This window comes from Duganella margarita (assembly GCF_009857535.1).
GTDB classification, from domain to species: Bacteria; Pseudomonadota; Gammaproteobacteria; order Burkholderiales; family Burkholderiaceae_D; genus Rugamonas; species Rugamonas margarita.
Window position 1 is genome coordinate 147,491 of the sequence record NZ_WWCS01000011.1, and the last position, 20,790, is coordinate 168,280.

Annotated in this window: 14 protein-coding genes and 3 pseudogenes; 2 read left to right on the top strand and 15 right to left on the bottom strand. The window is 55.7% G+C overall.

What is annotated here, in order from left to right; translation table 11 throughout:
* Window positions 1-9: 9 nt before the first annotated feature.
* The 15 genes and pseudogenes from GTP55_RS17940 to GTP55_RS18010 all read right to left on the bottom strand — a co-directional run bounded on the left by GTP55_RS17940 (window position 10) and on the right by GTP55_RS18010 (window position 18,221).
* Window positions 10-759, bottom strand: coding sequence for a DUF3304 domain-containing protein (locus GTP55_RS17940; RefSeq protein ID WP_161046221.1), 750 nt, complete (start codon window positions 757-759; stop codon window positions 10-12).
* Between the two features lie 15 nt (window positions 760-774).
* A pseudogene (locus GTP55_RS30375) lies at window positions 775-1,056 on the bottom strand (DUF3304 domain-containing protein); the annotation flags it as partial.
* Between the two features lie 25 nt (window positions 1,057-1,081).
* Complete coding sequence (locus GTP55_RS17950) at window positions 1,082-1,543, bottom strand: DUF3304 domain-containing protein (protein ID WP_161046223.1); 462 nt, start codon at window positions 1,541-1,543, stop codon at window positions 1,082-1,084.
* Window positions 1,544-1,776: 233 nt separating this feature from the next.
* Window positions 1,777-2,046, bottom strand: coding sequence for a hypothetical protein (locus GTP55_RS17955; protein WP_161046224.1), 270 nt, complete (start codon window positions 2,044-2,046; stop codon window positions 1,777-1,779).
* 259 nt (window positions 2,047-2,305) lie between these two features.
* A complete protein-coding gene (locus GTP55_RS17960; protein WP_161046225.1) occupies window positions 2,306-3,787 on the bottom strand; it encodes a hypothetical protein in 1,482 nt (493 codons plus the stop codon).
* The gene (locus GTP55_RS17965) at window positions 3,787-6,420 is read right to left on the bottom strand and encodes a phospholipase D-like domain-containing protein (RefSeq protein ID WP_161046226.1); all 2,634 of its coding nucleotides are present in this window, start codon (window positions 6,418-6,420) and stop codon (window positions 3,787-3,789) included. Before GTP55_RS17965 ends, GTP55_RS17960 begins: the two co-directional genes overlap by 1 nt.
* A gap of 4 nt (window positions 6,421-6,424) precedes the next feature.
* Window positions 6,425-8,482, bottom strand: a pseudogene (locus tag GTP55_RS17970) (DUF2345 domain-containing protein); the annotation flags it as partial.
* Between the two features lie 111 nt (window positions 8,483-8,593).
* Window positions 8,594-9,547: pseudogene (locus GTP55_RS17975) on the bottom strand (DDE-type integrase/transposase/recombinase).
* A gap of 135 nt (window positions 9,548-9,682) precedes the next feature.
* Window positions 9,683-10,150: a DUF3304 domain-containing protein gene (locus tag GTP55_RS17980; protein ID WP_161046228.1), complete on the bottom strand. Its 468-nt coding sequence runs from the start codon at window positions 10,148-10,150 to the stop codon at window positions 9,683-9,685.
* Window positions 10,147-10,956, bottom strand: a complete 810-nt coding sequence (locus GTP55_RS17985) for a hypothetical protein (protein WP_161046229.1) — start codon at window positions 10,954-10,956, stop codon at window positions 10,147-10,149. Before GTP55_RS17985 ends, GTP55_RS17980 begins: the two co-directional genes overlap by 4 nt.
* 57 nt (window positions 10,957-11,013) lie before the next feature.
* Window positions 11,014-13,095 (bottom strand): phospholipase effector Tle1 domain-containing protein, encoded by a 2,082-nt coding sequence (locus tag GTP55_RS17990; protein ID WP_161046230.1) that lies wholly within the window; start codon window positions 13,093-13,095, stop codon window positions 11,014-11,016.
* Window positions 13,092-13,844 (bottom strand): DUF3304 domain-containing protein, encoded by a 753-nt coding sequence (locus tag GTP55_RS17995; RefSeq protein ID WP_161046231.1) that lies wholly within the window; start codon window positions 13,842-13,844, stop codon window positions 13,092-13,094. Before GTP55_RS17995 ends, GTP55_RS17990 begins: the two co-directional genes overlap by 4 nt.
* 9 nt (window positions 13,845-13,853) lie before the next feature.
* Entirely contained in the window at window positions 13,854-14,678 is an 825-nt protein-coding gene (locus GTP55_RS18000; RefSeq protein ID WP_161046232.1) for a DUF4123 domain-containing protein, read from the bottom strand.
* A 1-nt stretch (window position 14,679) separates the two neighbouring features.
* Window positions 14,680-17,541 (bottom strand): type VI secretion system Vgr family protein, encoded by a 2,862-nt coding sequence (locus GTP55_RS18005; protein ID WP_161046233.1) that lies wholly within the window; start codon window positions 17,539-17,541, stop codon window positions 14,680-14,682.
* Entirely contained in the window at window positions 17,538-18,221 is a 684-nt protein-coding gene (locus GTP55_RS18010; protein WP_229258023.1) for a hypothetical protein, read from the bottom strand. The genes GTP55_RS18005 and GTP55_RS18010 overlap by 4 nt, the downstream gene beginning before the upstream one ends.
* Window positions 18,222-18,474: 253 nt before the next feature.
* On the opposite strand from GTP55_RS18010, the gene GTP55_RS18015 reads away from it, so the two are divergent.
* On the top strand, window positions 18,475-19,311 hold the full coding sequence (locus GTP55_RS18015; RefSeq protein WP_371868378.1) for a M15 family metallopeptidase: 837 nt from the start codon (window positions 18,475-18,477) through the stop codon (window positions 19,309-19,311).
* 13 nt (window positions 19,312-19,324) lie between these two features.
* Window positions 19,325-20,782, top strand: coding sequence for a hypothetical protein (locus GTP55_RS18020; protein WP_161046235.1), 1,458 nt, complete (start codon window positions 19,325-19,327; stop codon window positions 20,780-20,782).
* Window positions 20,783-20,790 lie beyond the last annotated feature (8 nt).

A 20,790-nucleotide genomic window follows, 5' to 3' on the forward strand; every position in this document is an offset into this window, starting at 1 on the left:
TTGCCGCCCCTAGTTTCCTGGCTTTTCAGGAAAGGGCATCGCCTCTTCCATTTGACGAATTTGCTCTTTTGTATGTTCAATAGATGATTTCAGTCTGGCGACTTGCTCCGGGGAGCGCTCAGTCCCATCTAACAAACCGTCTTCCATCTTCTTTAGAATGCCTTTTTGGTTAGCCAACCATTTATTTTTTATTATTTCTGTGTATTCAGCTGACTGCACTGGTAGGGCCTTTACACGCCCTGGCCATTCTGGGCGGGTGGGACCGAAGTTGGATACAACAGCTTCTGCCCGGCCGTCTTCATGCATAGTTAGCCAGATATCACCCGCAATACCTTCCGGATATGGAGGAACATCAAGTAATTGCTTATGCCACGTCTGATCTGGATAAAAGTTGTATTCCACAATCACTTGGTAACCAGGATGCCATTCTGGAGGAATGCCAAAGCAACAAATGGTGCCGCCCATGCTGTAGGGATTGAGCGAATCACCACCTCCATGATTGGACCGGTTCAGCGGATCCACTACACTCAGCGCCACTTCCTTCCCAGAATAATTGATCGACCTCACTGACGCCCCCAAGGACTTCGGCTTGGCCATCTGAACTGATGCGCAGGACGCGAGCAGAGCCACCATACTCACTGCCAGAAAAATGGCAGCACTTGCGCAGGGAGTCCTGACGATATTCGATTGTTTGCTGGGTGAAGGCTTGAGAAAAACACCTACAGGATATGGTGGGTCTGTTGGGATGGCTGCAGTCATGAATTCGATTCGGCCTTAATTATCTGGATGCTCAGAATAAGAAATTGGATGTGCGGAATTTCCCGGGCCGACCCGACTAACGACTACCCGTACCTCATCATTAGGGAAGAAATGCATACATATGCTTCCTGGCTCGCTATATTTTTCGACTTCCACTAGCTTATCTTTTACGATGTGCTGGTGCCCTTGTGGCATATCCCACCTCACCAGTACCTTCATCCCGGGATGCCAAACATAAGGTATAGAAGTGCAACAAATGTTTGCCATACCCGCTCCCCAGCGCGACATCGAACCACCGCTAGCGCCATCAAATCATAATTTTTTATTTCGAAGAAATGCTGTCCTTAGGCTTACCAGCGTGGCGAATCGGAAAGTCTGGGTTACGGGGACCATTTACACTAACTACCACTCTAACCTCATCATTAGGGAAAAAGTTTAAATAGACATCACCGGGGCGATCATATTCTTCAATTTCAACAACTTTTTCTTTGACAATATGCTCAATTTCTACCGGCATATCCCATCGCACCAGCACCTTAATTCCCGGATGCCAAGCACGCGGAATGTAGGCGCAACAAACATCGGGACCGCCCGCTCCCCACCGAGCCATGCCCGCCCCCCCAGCACCGTCTATCGAAGCAGAATATATATAATTTCCGGTATGGTTCAAAATTCCTATTCGTGCCATGGCCTGATCGTCAGTCTGGGCCTGAATGTTAGGTGATTGGCAGCCAACCATCAACGAGAGAAATATGGTAAAAAAGGGGTGAAAATTGGGTTTCATTTTTATGATCCTATATCGAAGACGAGTTTATCGCTCAGCCTCCTGCCAAAATTCATCCGGCAAAGCAGAAATTTCACTACCGTAATCAGTCCCTTGCTGAATTCGTCTCAACAAACCCGACATCGTTGGTAGCTCAGTGAAATCATCCGCTAACGTCAATGCCAACACACTGAAATGCTCCCGGTCTGGAGCTGCGTGTATGTTATTAACGTTGGCTATGCGAAGATGTCGCGCTACACGTGCATGACTCGTAGGCTTGATGCCGACATGCCCGCAGCTTCTGCGGCGCTGATAGAGCCGCACTGGACCTCATCTCCACCTAAGTAACAAAAGACGCCGTATCCATCCTCGTATTTACGGATCTTCATGACGTCGACTTCGGCACCAGTCTCTGGGTTCACCACCGAATAAATGCCGGAAAACACATCTGTGTCGTCAGCAAAGCCGGGGGCAGCCACAATCAGTAGGGCCGCTAGGCTACTGAGCAAGTATATTTTTTTCATTATGTTCACCTAAGCGTTTGGCATCAAACTACGTTGGTCGTCCATCTGCGCGACAGTGTAGGAGGAATCGGCTGGCTTAACTTGTACGTACACCTCGCCCTCGGGCTTAAAGCCATCATCCCCATGTATATTTTTCGGTAACGCAAAAGCCCAGCATGCAGAAAACCGCCTTCGCGGCCTTCTGACACAAAGCCAGCAGCATAACAAGCGTCAGCGGTATTACGACAGGCACGGTAGCGGGTGTCAAACGCCCCTAACTTCAAATCTGCTCAGGTTCCTCGCCGTTGGCCACATCAGGAAACACCTGAGCCGCCTCAGGGCTGAAATCAAAATGCTTGCAGAACTCCTCTTCGCTCTTCCAGAGCTCTTTGCCAGAAGGTGTGCCATAAACCACGTCTGCTGAAAGTGCGCTCGTCTTCTTTAGCGGATTGCGGGTCGCACGGTCCCAGCTCACCGCAACCAGCCTCGGCTTACCTTGCGAATCGAAGTCATATACTCGATGGTAAATCTGATGGGTCTTGATGCTCAGACCATCATCGGTAAGCAACTTATCGTTGATATCAGGTTTCGGTCCAGGGCGCGGCTGCCGCCAATCGTCGAGGGTTACCACGCGTGTGACGCGCCCGTTTGAGTCGAATTGCTCATGGCGCATGACATAGGTACCCACCAGGTAATAGCGATGACGCGAACGATGTTCATTGGGCTTGAACAGCTCCAGCAGCCTCACGCGCGGCCCGTCGATATACGTTTGGCGTCGTCGCTCGTATTGATATAGCAGGTCCGGTTTATCCAGTACGTCGAGCGGTATTGGCGGTTTGATGAACCAATACGCCGCTGCGCCCACCTTGCCAAAGGAATCAAGAACTGTGTTTGCTGCGTTGTTATCAAGCTTGCCGGCATTGGTGCCATAAATTACCGTTACACCCTTGCCTATTCGGGCCTTGGCGGCACCGAAAACCGCATCTGGCCCAGTGCCAGTTCGGAACAGTTCAAAATCCTTACCCCATTTACCGGACGCGCTGCCACGATTCCATTCTTCAAGCAGTTGCACCAGTTTGCCGTCATGCTTCCCGTAGCGGTAACGAATCCACTCGTCGCGGACATCCGGAGGATTAGCTTGGCAGCGCTGCGAATTTTTCGGATTCAGAAGCAGCGTCAGATTGTCCTCTTTGTCGTATTCACGGCAAATTTTGATGGAGGCTTTCTCCTTGTTTTTTTGGAATTCGCCTTGTTCCAAGCGAATGATTCGTCCTTTGCTGTCATAGAAATACAGCGTCGCAAATAAGGCGACACTTTCTGGTCCAAGTTTTTTCAATACGGGATTGCTTGCGACATAACGCGCAGTGACTGGCTTAAGCTCGTCACGCAAGGACTTTTGCCCAACGCCCGCAGACCACCACTGCTCTACCCGACATACACGCCAGTTTCCTTTGCCATCTGGTTCGTAATAAGACACATCTGAAGTCTCGTCCTTCGACAGCTTGCCGGCTCCTTCTGTGTCGAGCATTTCTCTAGGTAAGGGGTCAGGATAAGGATAGTCAACAGGTGACGTTCCCACATTCAATGCACCGAACCCCGGCTTTTGCTCCTGCTTATAACCAATAAACACTTTAGTGTCAGTCCCTGGCGTCTCTAACCAATTTTTAGGACTATTGCAAGCGGCTTGTCCAAAAGCCGATGTACCAGCCAAGGCACCAGTAACAATCGCGAGTTTCCAATACTTGCGTACAAGATAATTCATTAAACTTGATCCCTTTGTTTGTTACTAGACGGGTCATAATTGCTAGCAATGTCGACGGTAGTGTGCTTTGTTGGATCGCCATCGATCACTGTTTCCATACCCCAGTCCATGGGCATCGCGACGAAAAACCCGACAACGTTATCCCTTAGATAACTGATTGCCTTGGTCACATCATGTACTTTTCCTCCTGCATATAACTGTTGAAGTCGACCGTAAGTTTTTTCACTTAGAGCTTCTTTTTGATGAGGCAAGAGCTGCGTCGTCATGAATTGCGCTTGCAACGCCGGCGGAACAACCCCGTGAAATTTCACGTTTTTCCCGGCATCGTCTTCCCGTTCTTGATAATAGGCATCTCGCCGTTTTATAAAGTCGGCTTTTTCTTGCGCCGTCATTTTCTGCATAGCAGGCGGGTGAGCGGCGATCACGTTGTCAGGCATGTCGGGAGACTTCTCGTACATCGGGGCATACGGTAAAGTATAAAACCGGGTAGAGGCGTCGAAAGTTTTCAGGCTATTGCGAGGAGTGTGCTGGAAGACTTGCTCATAAATCTTAGCATTGTGTGCGGCGATCGTCTGTATGGCCAAGACAACCTCAGGGGAACACGGCTTATCTAAGACGTCCTTCCACGACATTTTACCGACACTGAGCATACGCTGGTCAGTTGTTCTCAGCCGCGGCGGATATTCAAGACTCGCCGGAACTTTTGCGCCTGCCCTAGTAGCACGGCGGGTAGAACGGAAGTATGCACTCTTATCTTCGCCGGTACTTTCGATCATAAAGCCGAAGTGCTTTTGCCACAGCTGGCGCCGCAACTCCCGGGCGAACTTGCGCGTTTGGACCATCATAGTCGGCGATCCCAGGTCGCGCAATTCCACGTCCTCGGTGTCCACCACAACAGCTGCGATTTCTGTATCGCCATTCCCCGTCAGACTACGGTCGTTAATGTTAGCGCTGCCTACGATGGCAACCGCATCGTCGACAATTAACAATTTAGAGTGGATATAAATCTGTTCGGTGACCACGAAGCGTCCAATTTCATGCGAAAAATCCTCGTCCAAACTCTGAGGGTCACGGGCGTACTGTACCGTTGCGCCATGGCTTCGCATGTTCATCACTGTCAGATATTGCACCCACTCGTCAGGATTACGTTTCTTTTCCTCCAGTGCACGTCTGATGCGGTTAATCAAGCTGTTCTTGCCATGTTTGATGGTAACCAACGCCAGCCAGTGCTGCTTCCATGTGGCTCCCATATTAAGGTCACCTTCAGGATGGACAGGTACAACCAGGTACACATGAAACGGAGTCTTGGCGTTAATGTGTTCGATGATGCGTTCAGACAGCGCGTCGACAATCGTATTCTTGATACCGTTATTTTCATTGCCGACCTGCGCCGAGTCCACCCGCGCCCCGATTCTAGTCCCTGCCTTGGAAGCCATGACTTTGGAGCCCCAAGTACCGAAAGATGAAATAAAGAACTGCGTCTCAATATAGACGTAATTATCGGCCCCCCGGATACAGTTGACCATGGCGTTCAGAATATTGTCTTGATGATGTTCACGCCAGGCGGGCAGACATTGCTCCCATGTCTCGCGCAGTCGAGCATCGGAGTACAACAACAGATCATCGGGCTTGACGCCTTCCCAAAACAAATGGCCCTTCGACACTGATCGAACGATTTGCACCTGTGCTGCGCCGCCCGTTTTTACCTGCTGTGCCTTCAGAACACTCCACGCACGGACCTTATCCAGCCACTGCTTGTCAAGAAGCTCGAGGGCCGGGTCGGCTAACGACATGCCGAATTTTAAACCCCTGGTTTTCATTGCGTTCCAGCGCCGCACAAAGTTGCGGTGGATATCGAGAACGGACGGTCCTTCGATCTTGATGTGGACATCTTGCCAAGGCATGCGCGGCTGGCATCCTTCCTCGATCAGAGCATCACCATACGGCTGCGCGCAATCGTGCTCTAGGATGACTTTCTTGTCGCTTTCGGACTTCGGACGCAAACGCGTCATACACGGGTTGTACATGTCGTTGATCAAGAATCGTGCCGGATCGGTAACGACATCGAATTCCGGCGTCTCCCATCTACCGTAACTCAAGTCAATACCACCAATAAAGCCGGTGCTCCCGTCCACCACGACAAATTTCTGGTGATGTGAGTAGTCGATGGAGTCGATTTGCGACGTTGTCGGGCTTTCTAATTCCACTCGCACCGAGCCCGGGTAGCCCTTCTTATTCAAACTATTCAGCTTTCTCGCCACTAAGCCGTCATATGTTCCAGGAATGGTGTCGTGAACTGAGCCGAACAGCAATATGCGCACTTGAACCGGTTTAGACTTGATAATGTGTTCAATTACCTTGTGAAGTTGCTTCTTACTGCCGGGTCCGTCGCGATCCTTTAATTCGACGTCAAAGGCCATCTGCCAGTCGGCAATCCAGATAAAATGGTTAGCCCCCATTAGCGCATCATGAATATTTTCCAAAACCACTTTTCCGCACGACAACAACGACACTTTGTTACCGGTATGCGGCATGGAAAACGGTCGAATATTGCAAAAATACTGGCCAGTGTCTCGCGACACTGTCTCATTGTATATTGATAATTTTTGCTCTAAAGGCAATGGGCTATTCATATCTTCAGGCCTTGGTTTCGTTCTTCGCTTTTGCGTTCAATCTGTCCAAATAGTCATGCTCTACCCAATTGCGCAGGAAATTCTTGTGTTCATCGTCTACATGCTCTTGCGAAACGCCATAGTTGTGGGAATCAAGGGTCTTGCGCTCGATCTTGTTAACGTCGCTTGCTGCAAGCTTGTTGAACGACAGCGGTGTCGCGTTTGGCCCGCTGACCAACCAGACTGCTCCCGGCCGCTGCATGACCTCGTGCCAAAGCATGTTTTTTTGATCTTCGGTCAACACGCATTCGCCTTGGGAGTCACTGGTGCCGCTGAGCAGCACTTTCTGCCAATTGGCGTCGTCGGTGGCAGCGGCCTTTTCACCATTGAAACGAACGATATTCCACGGACGATTCGGAAATGGACGGCCATTCGCACCTGGTATGTCTGCTAGTAGCAGACGGAAGTTCACTGGCGTCTCTGGAAGAGCGCTACTAGGCATTACCGGTAACGGATAAGCGGTTTGCGCAGGACCCGTAAAAGCCTTCTTACCAGCATGGATCGTCAGCTTGCCCGGACATTGCACCGTAATATTACCGCCCTCAATCGTGATGTTCGCGCCGCCCGCCGTGGACAGGCTGATGCGCTTGGCGGCAGCCCAGTCCACCTCGGCATTGGCGCTGGCGATGTTGATGTCGTCGCGCGCCTGCACCCTCAATTCGTCGGCCTGCGCCTGGATGTCGATGGCGCCTTTGGCGGCGATCAGCTGCATGCCCAGGCCGTCCTCGCCGGGCTTGACCGCGCCGCCCAGCACGCCGATGGCCTGGCCGCTATGCGCGCGCAGTTGGCCGCCGGTGATGAACTGGCTGTCCTGCCCGCTCATCAGCGAGACGGTCTCGCCGTTGGCCAGCTGCATCGCTGCGCCGGCGGTGACGCCAATGCCGCTCTTACCGCTGATGGCGATGATCGGCGAGCTGACATGCGGCACTTGTTTGTCGCCAGGTTCGGTTTTCTTTTCGCCCGCATCGGCGCGCGCGGCGTCCAGGCTGCCGTTGCCGACCATGCCGGAGACCGCCGTCAGCATGGCCTGCAACGGCGCTGCTTTGTCGTCCAGCACGCTGGCGTTGGCTTTGGCCGCGCCGAGGTGGCCAGCCAGCGTCACGGTCTCATGCGTTTTGGCCGCGTCGTTAAACGTTTCGCCCAGTTTGACGGCCTGCTTGAGCAGGGCGATACCGGCCGCGTTGTCGCCGACCGGGTCGCGCGCCATCGCGCTGTGATTCAGTTTGTAGCTGGTGATCAGCAAACCCGCGCCGCCGCGCACGGCGCCGTAAGCGTCGGTGCGCAGTTCGGCGCCGTGACCGCGCAGGCTGCCGCGATAGTTGTCGGCGCTGTGGATCAGGTGGCCCAGGCTCAGTTCGCTGGCGGCGTGGGTGGAACGCAGCTGCACGCGGCCTTGGGCATCGGTGTCGTCGAACAGCAGCTGATTGTAGCCGCTGCCGCCAAATTCTTTGCTGCGTACGCCCCACTGCGCTGCGGCGTTGCGGTGGCCGACGCTGTCGCTGGAGGCGCCATGCCACACCGGGCTGTTGCCGCCGGCGACGTTGCCTTGGGCCGAGACCGCGTGGTCGGCGGCCGGCTGGAAACGCGAGGCTGTGTCGTCGGCGCTGCCGCCACCACCCGGCGTCGGCGTCACGCCGCCCTCCCCCTGGCCGTTGTACAGCGCGCCGATGATGATCGGCCGGTCGATGTCGTTCTCGATGAACTGCACCAGCACTTCCTGGCCGATGCGCGGCAGGAACTGGCTGCCCATGCCGCCGCCGGCCGAACGCTGAGCGACACGCACCCAGCAGGTGGCGTCGCCGTTGTCCTGCCAGTGGTAGCGGATGCGCACGCGGCCCAGCTTGTCGCAATACAGTTCGTCCGCGCCGGATGCTTGCGCCAGGCCATCGGCGCCAATGACGATGGCGCTCTGGGCGCCGCGTGCGGTGGGTTTCGGATGGCTGCGGCCATCGCTGCCTGGCAGTTGCGGACGCCAGATGACATCGGCCGCCACTGCTTCAAAGCTGTTAGCGTAGCCGCTATTGTTCACAAAACTATTCACGCCGAATTATGATATTTCTCAGTTTGAAGGAGCAGCATCCCGAGGTGACCAAATGTCGAATTGGATAAGTTGAGGCTGCAATTACTAAAGTAGCTAGATGTCCAGTCCCGTCTGTTCATAAACACGTTTTACAAATAGGTCGGGTTTCTTTGCTTGCCATTCCTTTAGGGCTTGAATCGGCGTTATGGAGCCGATAGCGCGTTGCGGTATATGGTGGTTGTATAGCTTGAGATAGTTGAGCAGCGTTGTCTCCAGCTCGAACTGGCTGTCGAAGCAAGTTTGTTGTAAAAGTTCGTTGATGTGGCCATTGAAGCGCTCGACCATGCCGTTCGTTTGCGGGTGACGCGGCGGCGCCAAGCGGTGCTCGATACCCATCCCCGCGCAGACCTTGTCAAACACATGTCGACCTGTGGGCTTCTTGTCCTTCGCTGTAAAACGATCCGTGAACTGGGAGCCGTTGTCAGTCAAGACTTTGCTGATTTTAATTGGCGACGCGTCCTTCAGTCGGCGCAGGAAATCGATGCTGCTAGTGTCGCTCATGTCGTGATAAATGTGCAAGAAGACCCAGCGTGTGGCGCGGTCGATGGCTACGAAAAGATAGCGCCGTGAGGTTTCATCGGGCATTTGCGGAAAGCCCGGCTCGTAGTCGTTAAAGGTCTTCTTGGCCTGGATCGTTTCTCCGTCCGCCTTTGGAATGACGTCTTCCAAACGAGACATGCCTTCGCGTTTTAACAGGCGTGCCAGGCCGGAACGGGAGACCTCGGCGTTGATGTACTGTTTGGTGATGTAGAGCAGATCGTCGAGCGGCAAATACAGCGATTGGCGCAACGCCAGCACGATTGCTTCCTGGCCGGTGCTCAACGTCGTATGCAGTGTATAGGCACGATGAGAGCGGTCTTGTACATCGTCGCGCTTGAGCTACTTGGCGGCTGTAGAGCGCGTGATGTTAAAGACCTTGGCGGCTTGACGGTCCGACAGGCCGGAGTCCTTGATTTCCTGCCGAATCTTTGGTGTCGTGCGGGCCTGCGGGTGGATGGTTGTGCTCATGACGATGATCGCTCTGGTTGCCGGTTGACGGGGCTGGCTGACCGCGATAAATCAGCGATCAACTCGTCCAGCATAGCCTTCGCCCGAAATAAAGGCCAGCTACGACGAGGAATATGATCGCACGGAACTAAACAGCTAGTTAGGATTACCTAGATGTTGGATTGGATATTCGGCACTACCGGGGTAAAACCTGCTAACTACGACCCGCACTTCGTCATTGGGGAAAAAGTGCATGTAAATGCTACCGGAAACATCATATTTTTCCACCAGCACGACTTTTTCTTTGACCATGTCTTTAGTGCCAATTGGCATATTCCATCGAACTAAAACCTTCATGCCGGGGTGCCAGGCGCGCGGGATAGATGTACAGCAAATATTGGCGAACCCAATACCCCAGCGGGCCATGTTTCCACCGCCAGCGCCATTCACTGACGCGGAATATATGTAACTGCCGGTGTGATTGACAATCCCAATTTGAGCAGTTGCCTTTTCGCTTAGCCCCGCCTGCGTTCTATGGACTGCGCAGCCAACAATCACTATTACTAAAGCGAAAGAAATTAGAATTAATGGCGACGCCCGTTTCATTTCGGAACCGATGTTCATCTTTTTACGACTGGAGACCGGGGAAGCGGCCTGTCTTGATCAGAACGGCCAAACAACACTTCTGCACGGCCGTCGGGATTAACTGCCACTTCGAAATTCTCTGGCGTATCGTATTTAGGTAGCGCGACCGGCACAGTTCTTAGCTTGCCGTCAGACGACCAAATCTCGACGTTCAGCCTCAAGGAGGCATTCCAAGTTTCCGGTAAATAGAAACAGCAATTGAAGGCGCTTGCCATGTAACCGTGTATTGGATCGGTATCGGCCGCGTTCTGGCCATTGGTCGCGGAACTGACACCAAGTTGAATTGGTTTGCCTCCATGATTCAAGGCGCGTATCGATACCGGTCTCTCATCTTTCGGTGGCACGTAGGCATGAATACCGTTGATACCGCGCTCGCGTTTGGCCGCCAGCGGCCTGCGCTTCAGCGGAAAATTAGCCAGCCCCATAATGTCAGAGATATAGCCAGTATCGGAGCGCCCTGCTGGCGACTCCGCGCCTTTCGGAACGTAGTACAGCTTGCCCTGGCCGTTCAAAGCCAGCACTCGTAGGCTTGATGCCGACGTGCCTTCAGCTTCCGCCGCGCTAATGGAGCCGCGCTGGACCTCATCTCCACCTAAGTAAGAAAAAACGCCGTATCCATCCTCATATTTACGGATCTTCATGACGTCGACTTCGGCACCGGTCTCTGGGTTCACCACCGAATAGATGCCGGAAAACACATCCGTGTCGGCAGCAAAGCCGGGGGCAGCCACAATCAGAAGGGCCGCTAAGCTACTTTGCAAGTATATTTTTTTAACCATGTTCATTTAGGCATTTTGCATCAAACTAATGCGATGACCAATTATCATCGTCTGCAAAAGCAGCTAAGCCGCTTGCTTTGCAACTTCACCTTGTTTGTGATTGCTAGAAATGAGGATATTATCAGCGCCACCATACACTTTTCTAAAGCGAAGATAACCACCACGAAGCGTGAAAGTCAAAAATGTTTCCGCCTCCCGGCCAGTGGTCATCATTCTAGGGATCTCTCCCGTAGCTGCGTATTCCTCAGCCGCCTTTCGTTGCTCTGGTGATAACTTATCTAGCTGTTCAGGTGTATCTTGCGATTGGTTTCCATGACCACCACCTGAGCGTATTCTTGTACTTCGTATTATCGCACTCGTACGCCGCGCTTCCCACTCGATGAGTTTTTTCCTGAAATCGCTCTCGTTATCGGGAAATTCGTCCTTCAATTTAAACCAGGCATGGGAGTCATGAACATAGTTATCGAAAAAATCGAGTACGGCAGGCGGTAATGGTTCACTCGTATCCCACCAAGTAGCAATTTCCTCCCATTCATTTTCATAGCGATTTCCGAAACCAGGTTTCTGCGAATGTGGCACGAAACCTTTAGGCTTTTTACCTAACCACTCTTCAAAATCACCGATTTCTTTTTCGAATTCGATATTTGCGCTGGCTAGATCATTTTTATCGAAATTTGTAGCGCGCAGAAAACTAGCAGTTTTCTCTAGCGGCGTTGGCCCTGTGCTGCGTCTCGCCTTATGCCATAAGATTTGCTTCTTCCCCTGTTCACGCATAATAGCCGTCAACTGGCCTTCTTTGAATTCACAGGTCTCCAAATACGCATTAAGAGAGTTAATGGTAGCTGAGGTAACCTTAAATTTCTTCTTAACCCGATCACTAGCTAGGTCCAATTTGAATGGTACTCCAGCAAGACGAGCCTCACGATACATGTATAAGAGAGGAATACGCGCAAGCATATCGGAACCCAATTCATCTTCACCACGTCCCTGTTCTCGCGGACAATAGCCAGAACCCAAGTCCGAATGCACCCCAGGAAAAACAACTTCTTGTGAATTCGCTGGTGTTACGTGAGCTACAGAAATCGAATCAAGAGGAAAACTTCGGCGCACCTCATGAGCTGACACCAAGTGCAAGCATCGAATTCCATAATGTACTCGCAGGCTATCCTCAGCATCTGCCCACGCACCGTGACCATCAAAATTTCTTAGTAGGGCACTGTCCCCTAAGGTATTTGCAATGCCCACGGAGGCAACGGTATCGAACAATCCTAGAAAATCAAACTCGACTGGGAAACCACCTAAGCTATAAGGAGAACCACACTTGGAAAGAGATGAATCTAAAGAGCAGAGTGACATAAACCAATTTACGAAGGCACGTGCCTGCGCCGCACCCCGCGAAAAACCAAAAGCCGATACATATATCTTCTGCACTTGGCCGGGATTAGTCTTTACTGGTTTAGTCGCGCCAGGAACTGGCCAGTGAATTTTCACGTTTTGATGCAATTTCAGCAAGAGATCCTCAAATACTTTTCTCGTATTTTTATTTCTGTCGTCATTTTCCGGATCCGAGACAATACGGCGTTCATCCATTTTCCATCGCTGCCAACTCGATAACTCTATGCTGTCCATAGTTGACTTAATTTTCGACGTTTCAATTAAAAAAGTATCACCATAAAAAAAGCGCTGAACATTGTTTAATGCTTGAATTAAAGCCCATTTGATACGATCTTCACCTAGCGCGCCAAATGCAGCGCCTCTATCTTTATCTTTTCCTTCCCCACTATCTCCAATCTGTGTAAAAGGAGACGCTACACCCGGAACATAGACTCGGAAGAAATTTTTATAATTCTGCTTGTTCACTTCCCAATCCATCGCAGGCGGCAACACTCCTGGGACACTTTGCCCTGGATAACAATCATAAAGCCGTGCCACGTTGGATTGATTTTTAGCAGCCAAACCTTGCATATAGTTATTCTTGGTTCCATCAAAGAAAAACCCAAAGAAAAGATTAGTAGCACAGTCTTTCAACTTCTCACGTCGCTCATACTGATCAATTGCATCCATCTCACCAGGTGAGAAGAAAACAGTACCTTTTTCAGCATCAACGAAGTTTTCAGGTATTGCGGGGCAAAGAGTGGCACTCACGGTTTTTGCTCCTGGAGTTTCGCGATATCTTCTTCATTTCTACGTTTCATTGCTCGAAATTTTTGCTTTACTCGTTCTATAAAATTGTTATCCGCAGGGCTAGAATATAACTTTAAATCGTCTGGATGATATTTTGAATCTAAGTTCCATGATTCTTGAGCCAATGCTGCGGGGGAAGTTTCAAGTTGGTCTAAAGCATTTTGAGCCATATGTATTCTGGCTTGAGCCTCCTTAATGTATAGCGACCAGCGATATCGTCGATATTCTATCGATGCAACCGGCCAACCTTTCACTTGCCCTGGCCATTTTGGATGATTCGGTTGATAGTCACTCGATATAATATCTATGGAGCCATCAGCTGCACGCACTACCCATAACTCGCCAGGTTTGCCATCGATATATGGAGGGACTTCAATGACTCTAGTGGACGAGCCTGCAGACTTCTTATCCATGCGAGATTCAAATTCCTGATTTACTTTGATCCTGATGCCACTTCGCCACACGACAGGTAGTTCATAACAGCACATGATCCCGCCTGCCTCAAATGGACCAACCGTTTCTCCCCCTCCGGTGTTTTTACTATTTTCAGGGTCTTCTACTATGTATGTAAAATCTTCGGCGCTGTAATTTACTCCGTGGATGCTTACCGCTACTGTATCCTTGGCGCAGAATCCAGCAACCGGTAAAAAACCTAGGCTGAGAATTATTCCGAGCCTAACAACAATATAAATGCCTTTAGGAATAGACATACTTTCCTTTCAAATCAGTGCTTTATTTTCTTGCCAAGATAAGAACTCTTGGGCAAGAGCTTCGTCAGACAATGAGGACAGATTGTCGATACATGATACGCACCAGCGCAACAATGGACCTGATTCCAAGCCTTTGTTGGTCGAAATTCGCAGTGCTTGCGAAATTGCGTCATACAACCGAGATGGCAGTTCGTTCGGCAAATGTTGGCGACGTGATATGCGTTCAAGCATTTCATCAGTTTCACTCGCGCCAACAAGCATCGCAAACTGCGAATCACTCAACTCAGGCCACGTCGATATGGCTGCGTTATCCGAAGCTTCAATCGGCAAATTGAGCCATTGCCCCTGTCGATCTATGTAGCTCCACTTTAACGCCGGACCAGTAATCTGGCTCTTTTGATCGCCATTAAGCGCAGAAAATATATCAGGTAGGCGCCGCGTGTCGGCAAATCGAAAGTTAAAGCGCTGTTGGTCTGAGTAGACAATACACCAAGGCGCCATACGACTAGTCAACTCGTCTAGTGTTTCCGTCGTCTCTATAACGCTGACCATTGGATGGCCACTACACTGCTGCAATATTTCGAAAGATGAATGTTGGGTGGCGTCATATTGAAGCAGAAATGGAGATACATCCTTCACTGCTTCGGAGCATGAAGGCAAGGTCTCGAAAAGCAGAGCGTAATTTTCTACTTTGGTTTCCTTAATCACTTGCCTATAGAAACCTGGCTTAAATGCACCATCAATTAGAAAATAAAGCTTGGCATCGCCAGTTCCCGCACTTGCCAGCTGACGCAGCTCATCCAGCCACTCACTATCGTATGGATCATTTAACATTTTATTCAACTGCAGTAAAAGAGGAACCAGAAGCGAGCGCCTTCTTAAGGCATTCGACACAGATAGTATGCGGTAACGCAGGAATTGGATACGGCACTTTTTCGGGACCAGAAAATACCTTTTTACCCGCATGGACAGTCAGTTTGCCCGGACATTGCACCGTAATATTACCGCCCTCAATCGTGATGTTCGCGCCGCCCGCAGTGGACAGGCTGATGCGCTTGGCGGCGGCCCAGTCCACCTCGGCATTCGCGCTGACGATGTTGATGTCGTCGCGCGCCTGCACCTTCAATTCGTCGGCCTGCGCCTGAATGTCGATGGCGTCTTTGGCGGTGATCAACTGCATGCCCAAGCCGCCCTCGCCGGGCTTGACCGCGCCGCCCAGCACGCCAATGGCCTGGCCGCTATGCGCGCGCAGTTGGCCGCCGGTGATGAACTGGCTGTCCTGGCCGCTCATCAGCGAGATGGTCTCGCCGTTGGCCAGCTGCATCGCTGCGCCGGCGGTGACGCCAATCCCGCTCTTGCCGCTGACGGCGATGATCGGCGAGCTGACATGCGGTATTTGCTTGTCGCCCGGTTCGGTTTTCTTCTCGCCGGCGTCGGCGCGCGCGGCGTCGAGGCTGCCATTGCCGACCATGCCGGAGACCGCCGTCAGCATCGCCTGCAACGGCGCGACCTTGTCGTCCAGCACGCTGGCGTTGGCTTTGGCCGCGCCGAGATGGCCGGCCAGCGTCACGGTCTCATGCGTTTTGGCCGCGTCGTTAAACGTTTCGCCCAGCTTGACGGCCTGTTTGAGCAGTGCGATGCCGGACGCGTTGTCGCCGACCGGGTCGCGCGCCATGGCGCTGTGATTCAGTTTGTAGCTGGTGATCAGCAGACCCGCGGCGCCGCGCACTGCGCCGTAAGCGTCGGTACGCAGTTCGACGCCCTGCCCGCGCAGGCTGCCGCGATAGTTGTCGGCGCTGTGGATCAGGTGGCCCAGGCTCAGTTCGCTGGCGGCGTGGGTGGAACGCAACTGCACGCGGCCTTGCGCGTCGGTGTCGTCGAACAGCAACTGGTTGTAGCCGCTGCCGCCAAATTCCTTGCTGCGCACGCCCCACTGCGCGGCGGCGTTGCGGTGGCCGGCGCTGTCGCTGGACGCGCCGTGCCACAGCGGGCTGTTGCCGCCGGCGACGTTGCCCTGTGCCGAGACCGCGTGGTCTGCGGCCGGCTGGAAGCGCGAGGCCATGTCGTCGGCGCTGCCGCCACCGCCCGGCGTCGGCGTTACGCCGCCCTCGCCCTGGCCGTTGTACAGCGCGCCGATGATGATCGGCCGGTCGATGTCGTTCTCGATGAACTGCACCAGCACTTCCTGGCCGATGCGCGGCAGGAACTGGCTGCCCATGCCGCCGCCGGCCGAACGCTGCGCGACACGCATCCAGCAGGTGGCGTCGCCGTTGTCCTGCCAGTGGTAGCGGATGCGCACGCGGCCCAGCTTGTCGCAATACAGTTCGTCCGCGCCGGATGCTTGCGCCAGGCCATCGGCGCCGATGACGATAGCGCTCTGGGCGCCGCGCGCGGTGGGTTTAGGATGGCTGCGGCCATCGCTGCCTGGCAGTTGCGGACGCCAGATGACGTCCGCTGCCACCGCCTCAAAGCTGTTGGCGTAGCCGCTCTGGCGCGCTTGCGCAATGGTCAGGGCGAAGTCGTCCGAGGCATCAGCGGCCACTTCTTGCAGCAACTCGGGAATCGGACCAAACAGCTCGGCCAGCGCCTGCTGGGCTGGCGACGGGAGGTTGTTGACGCCGACGCTGCGCACGCGCAGCAGCACGTAGGTCGGCGCGCTGTCCGCGCTCAGCGGGCCTTGCGTCAGCGTGAAACGGGTGCCGGCCGCCATAGTGCGTACGGTCGAGCGGCCACGCCATTGCTGAGCGATAGCTTCCCGCCCCTGCATCTGGATATCAGCATAGCGCTGCGCCTGCGCGGCGTTGGCATAGGCGTACTGTCCCGGTACATCGTAACTTTCCAGTGGCGGCAGCTTGCCGACCGACAGCCGCGATGGCGTGCTGGCGTTGACGGCCTGCTTGGCCTTGTAGTCATAGCTGAGCAAGGTGGTCAGCGACGCCGTCACGCTGCGGCGCGCCTGCATTGCCTGAATGGTGTCGGACGCCTCGCCGACGCGCACGCCGTGGAAGCGGATGCCGCCGCCAGCTTTGCTGCTAGCGTCTTCCGGCGTGGCGCTGAGCTGGCTGCTGTCGGCAAACAGCACCACGCCGAGGCCGTCTTCCAGTTGTTCGTAGCGCCAGGCCAGGCCCTCTTCGGTCAGCAGGCGCTGCACGAAATCCAGGTCCGATTCGCGGTATTGGCAGCAGTAGCTGCGCGCGACGGCATCGGCCATGAACGGTTCGGTCTCTTCGCTCCAGCGCCATTGCGACAGCGGCGCATATGCCTCGAACACCTCGTCGATGATCTCGATGACGGTGCGGTCCTGCCATACACGGCTGTTGCGCACCTGACTCAGGCGCCACAGCCACGGCGTGAGGCGCAGACGATAGCGCGCCAGGCCACCTTCGCTGCCCAGCATCGCCGCTTGGGTAATCTCGCCGCGGAACTCGGTACGGCTGCCATCGGCCAGGCTAACGGCCAGGGCCGCCTTCTTGCCCAGCAACGGCGCCAGCTGAACCGACGCGCTGGTGGACAGCACGACGACGTCACGTGGTCCGACGCCCTGCACGCTGTCGTCCGAAGCAAACGCTTCAACCAGCAGCCCGCTGGCGCCCATGTCGGCGCCGTCGTCCTCATTCAGCGTGAGTTCATACAGCCGGGTCGCGCTTGAAAACTGGGCCAGGGCGGCAACCACCGTTTCGATCAGAGCGATACTCATGATTCAGCGGCAGTTTTCACTGCAACCGGCTGCTTGCACTCTGGCTCCTTGCTGGCGGTGGTCGCGCACAGGTGCGCGCGGCATTGGCTGGCGCCGGCTTCGTTCAGGCGGCCGCATTGCTTGAGCTGATAGGCCGGCGTCGACGGTTCCTTGGACGGCCCTTTGGCGGTCTGAACATGCGTCATCAGCGCCGCCAACAGTGTGACGTCGCTATCCTGCGGCTTGGCCTTGGGCTTGGGAGGCTCGGCTTTCCTGGCCACCTGCACTTGCTTGCCGGCCGGTTTCTCGGCCTTTTTATGCTCGGGTTTGGCCGCGTTGGCGTGTGGTTTTTCAAGCGCGGCGGTCAGTTCCGCACGCGGCGCTTTCGGCGGAATATCGTTCAGCACCTCTTTCAGCGACCGGCTATCAGCCGGCGGGCTGACGGCTGCCGTCTCTTCGACGATGGTGGCAGCCGGAACCTCCGGTGCCGGTGCCGCAGCGGCGGCCGTAGGAGCAACAGGCGCAGGCGACGGCTTGACGGCCGGCGCGGCGGCCAGCATCAATTGCGGTTCCGGCTCGGCAGCCATCCAAACGGCCACGCCGGCGGCCAGCACCAGCACGCCCGCCCCTATGCCCGCCAGCAGCAAAGGCTTGCGCGCACGCCGCGCAGCCGGCGCAGCGGTAGCCGGCCGGCGATCCAACCCGTCGAAAACACTGGCGCGACCCGGTTCTGCCTGGGGCGCCTGGGACAATAGGCTGGGACGGCCACTCGACGGAGGGCGGTCATCTTCACGTTGCAAAATCTGCTCCCTTGTTAATTTCGCACGACTTTACGACATTCAAGAAAAATGTGCCGCACGAATCGACAATTCAATCGTGCGCGTGCTTGTCAGATGCCTAATATATACTCAGAGCAATGCTTTTTAGACATTGGTAACGAGCTTCGAGGGCAACGTGTTTCTACTGGCGGTAACTCTTTATTTCTTATTGGCGTGCTTCATCAGCTGGATGGTGCTGTTCCCGTCCGGGCGCGAATTCGTCGTGTCGGCGCTGGCCGGGGCCAACGCGCGCCTGCAGCAAAAGCTGGGCCGCGCAGCCGACCGCCGCCGCGCAGAGCTCGGTGCGCTCGGCCGTTCGGGCCGCCAGTCGATGGGCGGCGTGCGCGATTTTCTGGCCGAGCATTACGTGCTGTGCCTGGGCGGCCTGGCGCTGCTGACCATTCCACCGATGCTGGCGCTGCTGCTGGCGCGGCCGACGCTGAACGGTTTCGACAGCTCAACCCGCGAGGTCAACACCCAAGTGGCCGGCCTGCTGGAAGGCGAACAGCTGGTGCCGCCGCCGGCCTTGCCGCCGCTGGTGTTCACCACCGCCGAAGTGCAGCTGGAGCGGCCGATGCTGGTCTCGGCCAGCCGCGACTGGGCACAGCTGGACGCCGTCTACGCGCAGCGGCTGCTGATGGTGTTCCGCACCATGAAGGAGAAGTACGGCTATGACATGGCGCTGCTGGAAGGTTACCGCAGTCCCGAGCGCCAGAACAAACTGGCCGCGCTGGGTTCCGGCGTGACCAACGCCGCCGCGTTCCAGAGCTGGCACCAATACGGTCTGGCTGCCGATTGCGCCTTCCTGCGCGACGGCAAGCTGGTGATTTCCGAGCGCGATCCGTGGGCCATGCGCGGCTACCAGTTATACGGCGAAGTGGCCGAGTCCATGGGCCTGACCTGGGGCGGGCGCTGGAAGATGATGGATTTCGGGCACACAGAACTGCGCCGGCCCGGCGTGATGAAACGATAGGAGAACACGATCAATGGTCTGGTTACGTAACGTTGCCCTGGCCGCCGCCACATTCGGCGCCAGCTGGGGTGGCGCCATCTGGTTCTGGCGCGAGACCAATCGCATGCCGGCCAGCGGTGAGCTGGTGCTGTACCTGCTGGTGCTGCCGGTAGCCCTGCTGTCCGCATTGTGGCTGGGCCGCAAAGTGTGGACGCGCGCTACCCTGCCCGCCGCACCAGCCGCCGCTGGCGCCGCGAATGCCGCAACAGAGATTCCAGCCGCGCCGCCGCTGCCGGCCGCCTTGACGATCGCCGCCACCGCCGTGCGCGCACCGCATGGCGAATCGGTGGCGGAGTTGCGCGCCGCGTTGTCCGAACATCGCGCCCGCCCGCAGCTCGACAGCGAACTGTATGACGACGACGGCTACCCGATTCTGTCCGCCCGCCTGACCGAAGCCGGCGACGCCGCGCTGCGCGAAGAGCTGGAACAGTGGCGCCACCGCCAGCAGTTGGACGATCCCCGCTTTGACCAGGCCCAGTGGCGCGCGCTGGCCGCCGCCAGCGCGGTGGTGGCCGACCTGGCAGCAGAAGCCACGCTGCATGAAGACCTGGAGCCATGGCTGGAGCAACAGCAAGCGCGCCAGCAAAACCGCCTGCCGCCCGACGCGCCGGCCGCGCGCACGCCGCCAACGCTGCAACTGCTGGCCCTCTGGCCGCAAGCATGGCAGCCGGCCCAGCGCGACCTGGCCTGGCAATGGCTGCGCCATCTCGCCACGCAAACCGGCTGGCCGCAAACCCTGATCGCACCGGCCGCGCCGCTGCAACAGCAGCAGGAGCGACAGGACGACGACGCCGGCGCGCTGCTGGCGCAACTGCTGCAACGCGCCGGCAATCCGCAGCAGCCTTCCCTGGCGCTGGTGATCGCCGCCGACTCGCACCTGAGCGACGCCGCCGTCAACCGCCTGCTGAATCAACAAACGCTGTACACCGCAGCGCATCCGCAAGGCCACATTCCCGGCGAAGGCGCGGCCGGCCTGCTGCTGGCCGACGCCAACGTGGCGCAGCAGATCGGCGCCACCGGCAGCGTGCTGCAAGCGGTGCACATCGGCCGCCGCAGCGCCTCCGCCGACACCGTCAAGCGCGACACCGACACCTGCCTGTCCAGCGCCATCGCCGATGTATTGAAAGCGGCCCAGCTGGACGGCGCCGCGATCGAACTGGTGACCGCCGACACCGGCCACCGCACCAGCCGCGTGACGGAGCTGATGCACGTGGTCACCGCCGCCGCGCCGCAGCTCGATCCCGGCGCCGACGTGATCAGCGTCGGCGCCAGCAGCGGCAGTTGCGGCGCGGTCAGCTGGCTGACCGCGCTGGCAATAGCCGACGCCGAAGCGCAGCAGCGCGGCGGTCCGGCACTCAGTATCAGCAACGAAGATCCTTACCGCCGCTGCGCCGCGCTGATTCGCCCGGCACAAGCGGCACCAACAGCATGACATTCCCA

What these genes read in the sequence shown, in the direction of transcription:
- GTP55_RS17955 (WP_161046224.1), bottom strand. Translation starts at nt 2,046, where the DNA reads ATGAAAAAAATATACTTGCTCAGTAGCCTAGCGGCCCTACTGATTGTG.
- GTP55_RS17960 (WP_161046225.1), bottom strand. Translation starts at nt 3,787, where the DNA reads ATGAATTATCTTGTACGCAAGTATTGGAAACTCGCGATTGTTACTGGT.
- GTP55_RS17950 (WP_161046223.1), bottom strand. Translation starts at nt 1,543, where the DNA reads ATGAAACCCAATTTTCACCCCTTTTTTACCATATTTCTCTCGTTGATG.
- GTP55_RS17985 (WP_161046229.1), bottom strand. Translation starts at nt 10,956, where the DNA reads ATGAACATGGTTAAAAAAATATACTTGCAAAGTAGCTTAGCGGCCCTT.
- GTP55_RS18020 (WP_161046235.1), top strand. Translation starts at nt 19,325, where the DNA reads ATGGTCTGGTTACGTAACGTTGCCCTGGCCGCCGCCACATTCGGCGCC.
- GTP55_RS17940 (WP_161046221.1), bottom strand. Translation starts at nt 759, where the DNA reads ATGACTGCAGCCATCCCAACAGACCCACCATATCCTGTAGGTGTTTTT.
- GTP55_RS17995 (WP_161046231.1), bottom strand. Translation starts at nt 13,844, where the DNA reads ATGTCTATTCCTAAAGGCATTTATATTGTTGTTAGGCTCGGAATAATT.
- GTP55_RS18000 (WP_161046232.1), bottom strand. Translation starts at nt 14,678, where the DNA reads ATGTTAAATGATCCATACGATAGTGAGTGGCTGGATGAGCTGCGTCAG.
- GTP55_RS17980 (WP_161046228.1), bottom strand. Translation starts at nt 10,150, where the DNA reads ATGAACATCGGTTCCGAAATGAAACGGGCGTCGCCATTAATTCTAATT.
- GTP55_RS17965 (WP_161046226.1), bottom strand. Translation starts at nt 6,420, where the DNA reads ATGAATAGCCCATTGCCTTTAGAGCAAAAATTATCAATATACAATGAG.
- GTP55_RS18005 (WP_161046233.1), bottom strand. Translation starts at nt 17,541, where the DNA reads ATGAGTATCGCTCTGATCGAAACGGTGGTTGCCGCCCTGGCCCAGTTT.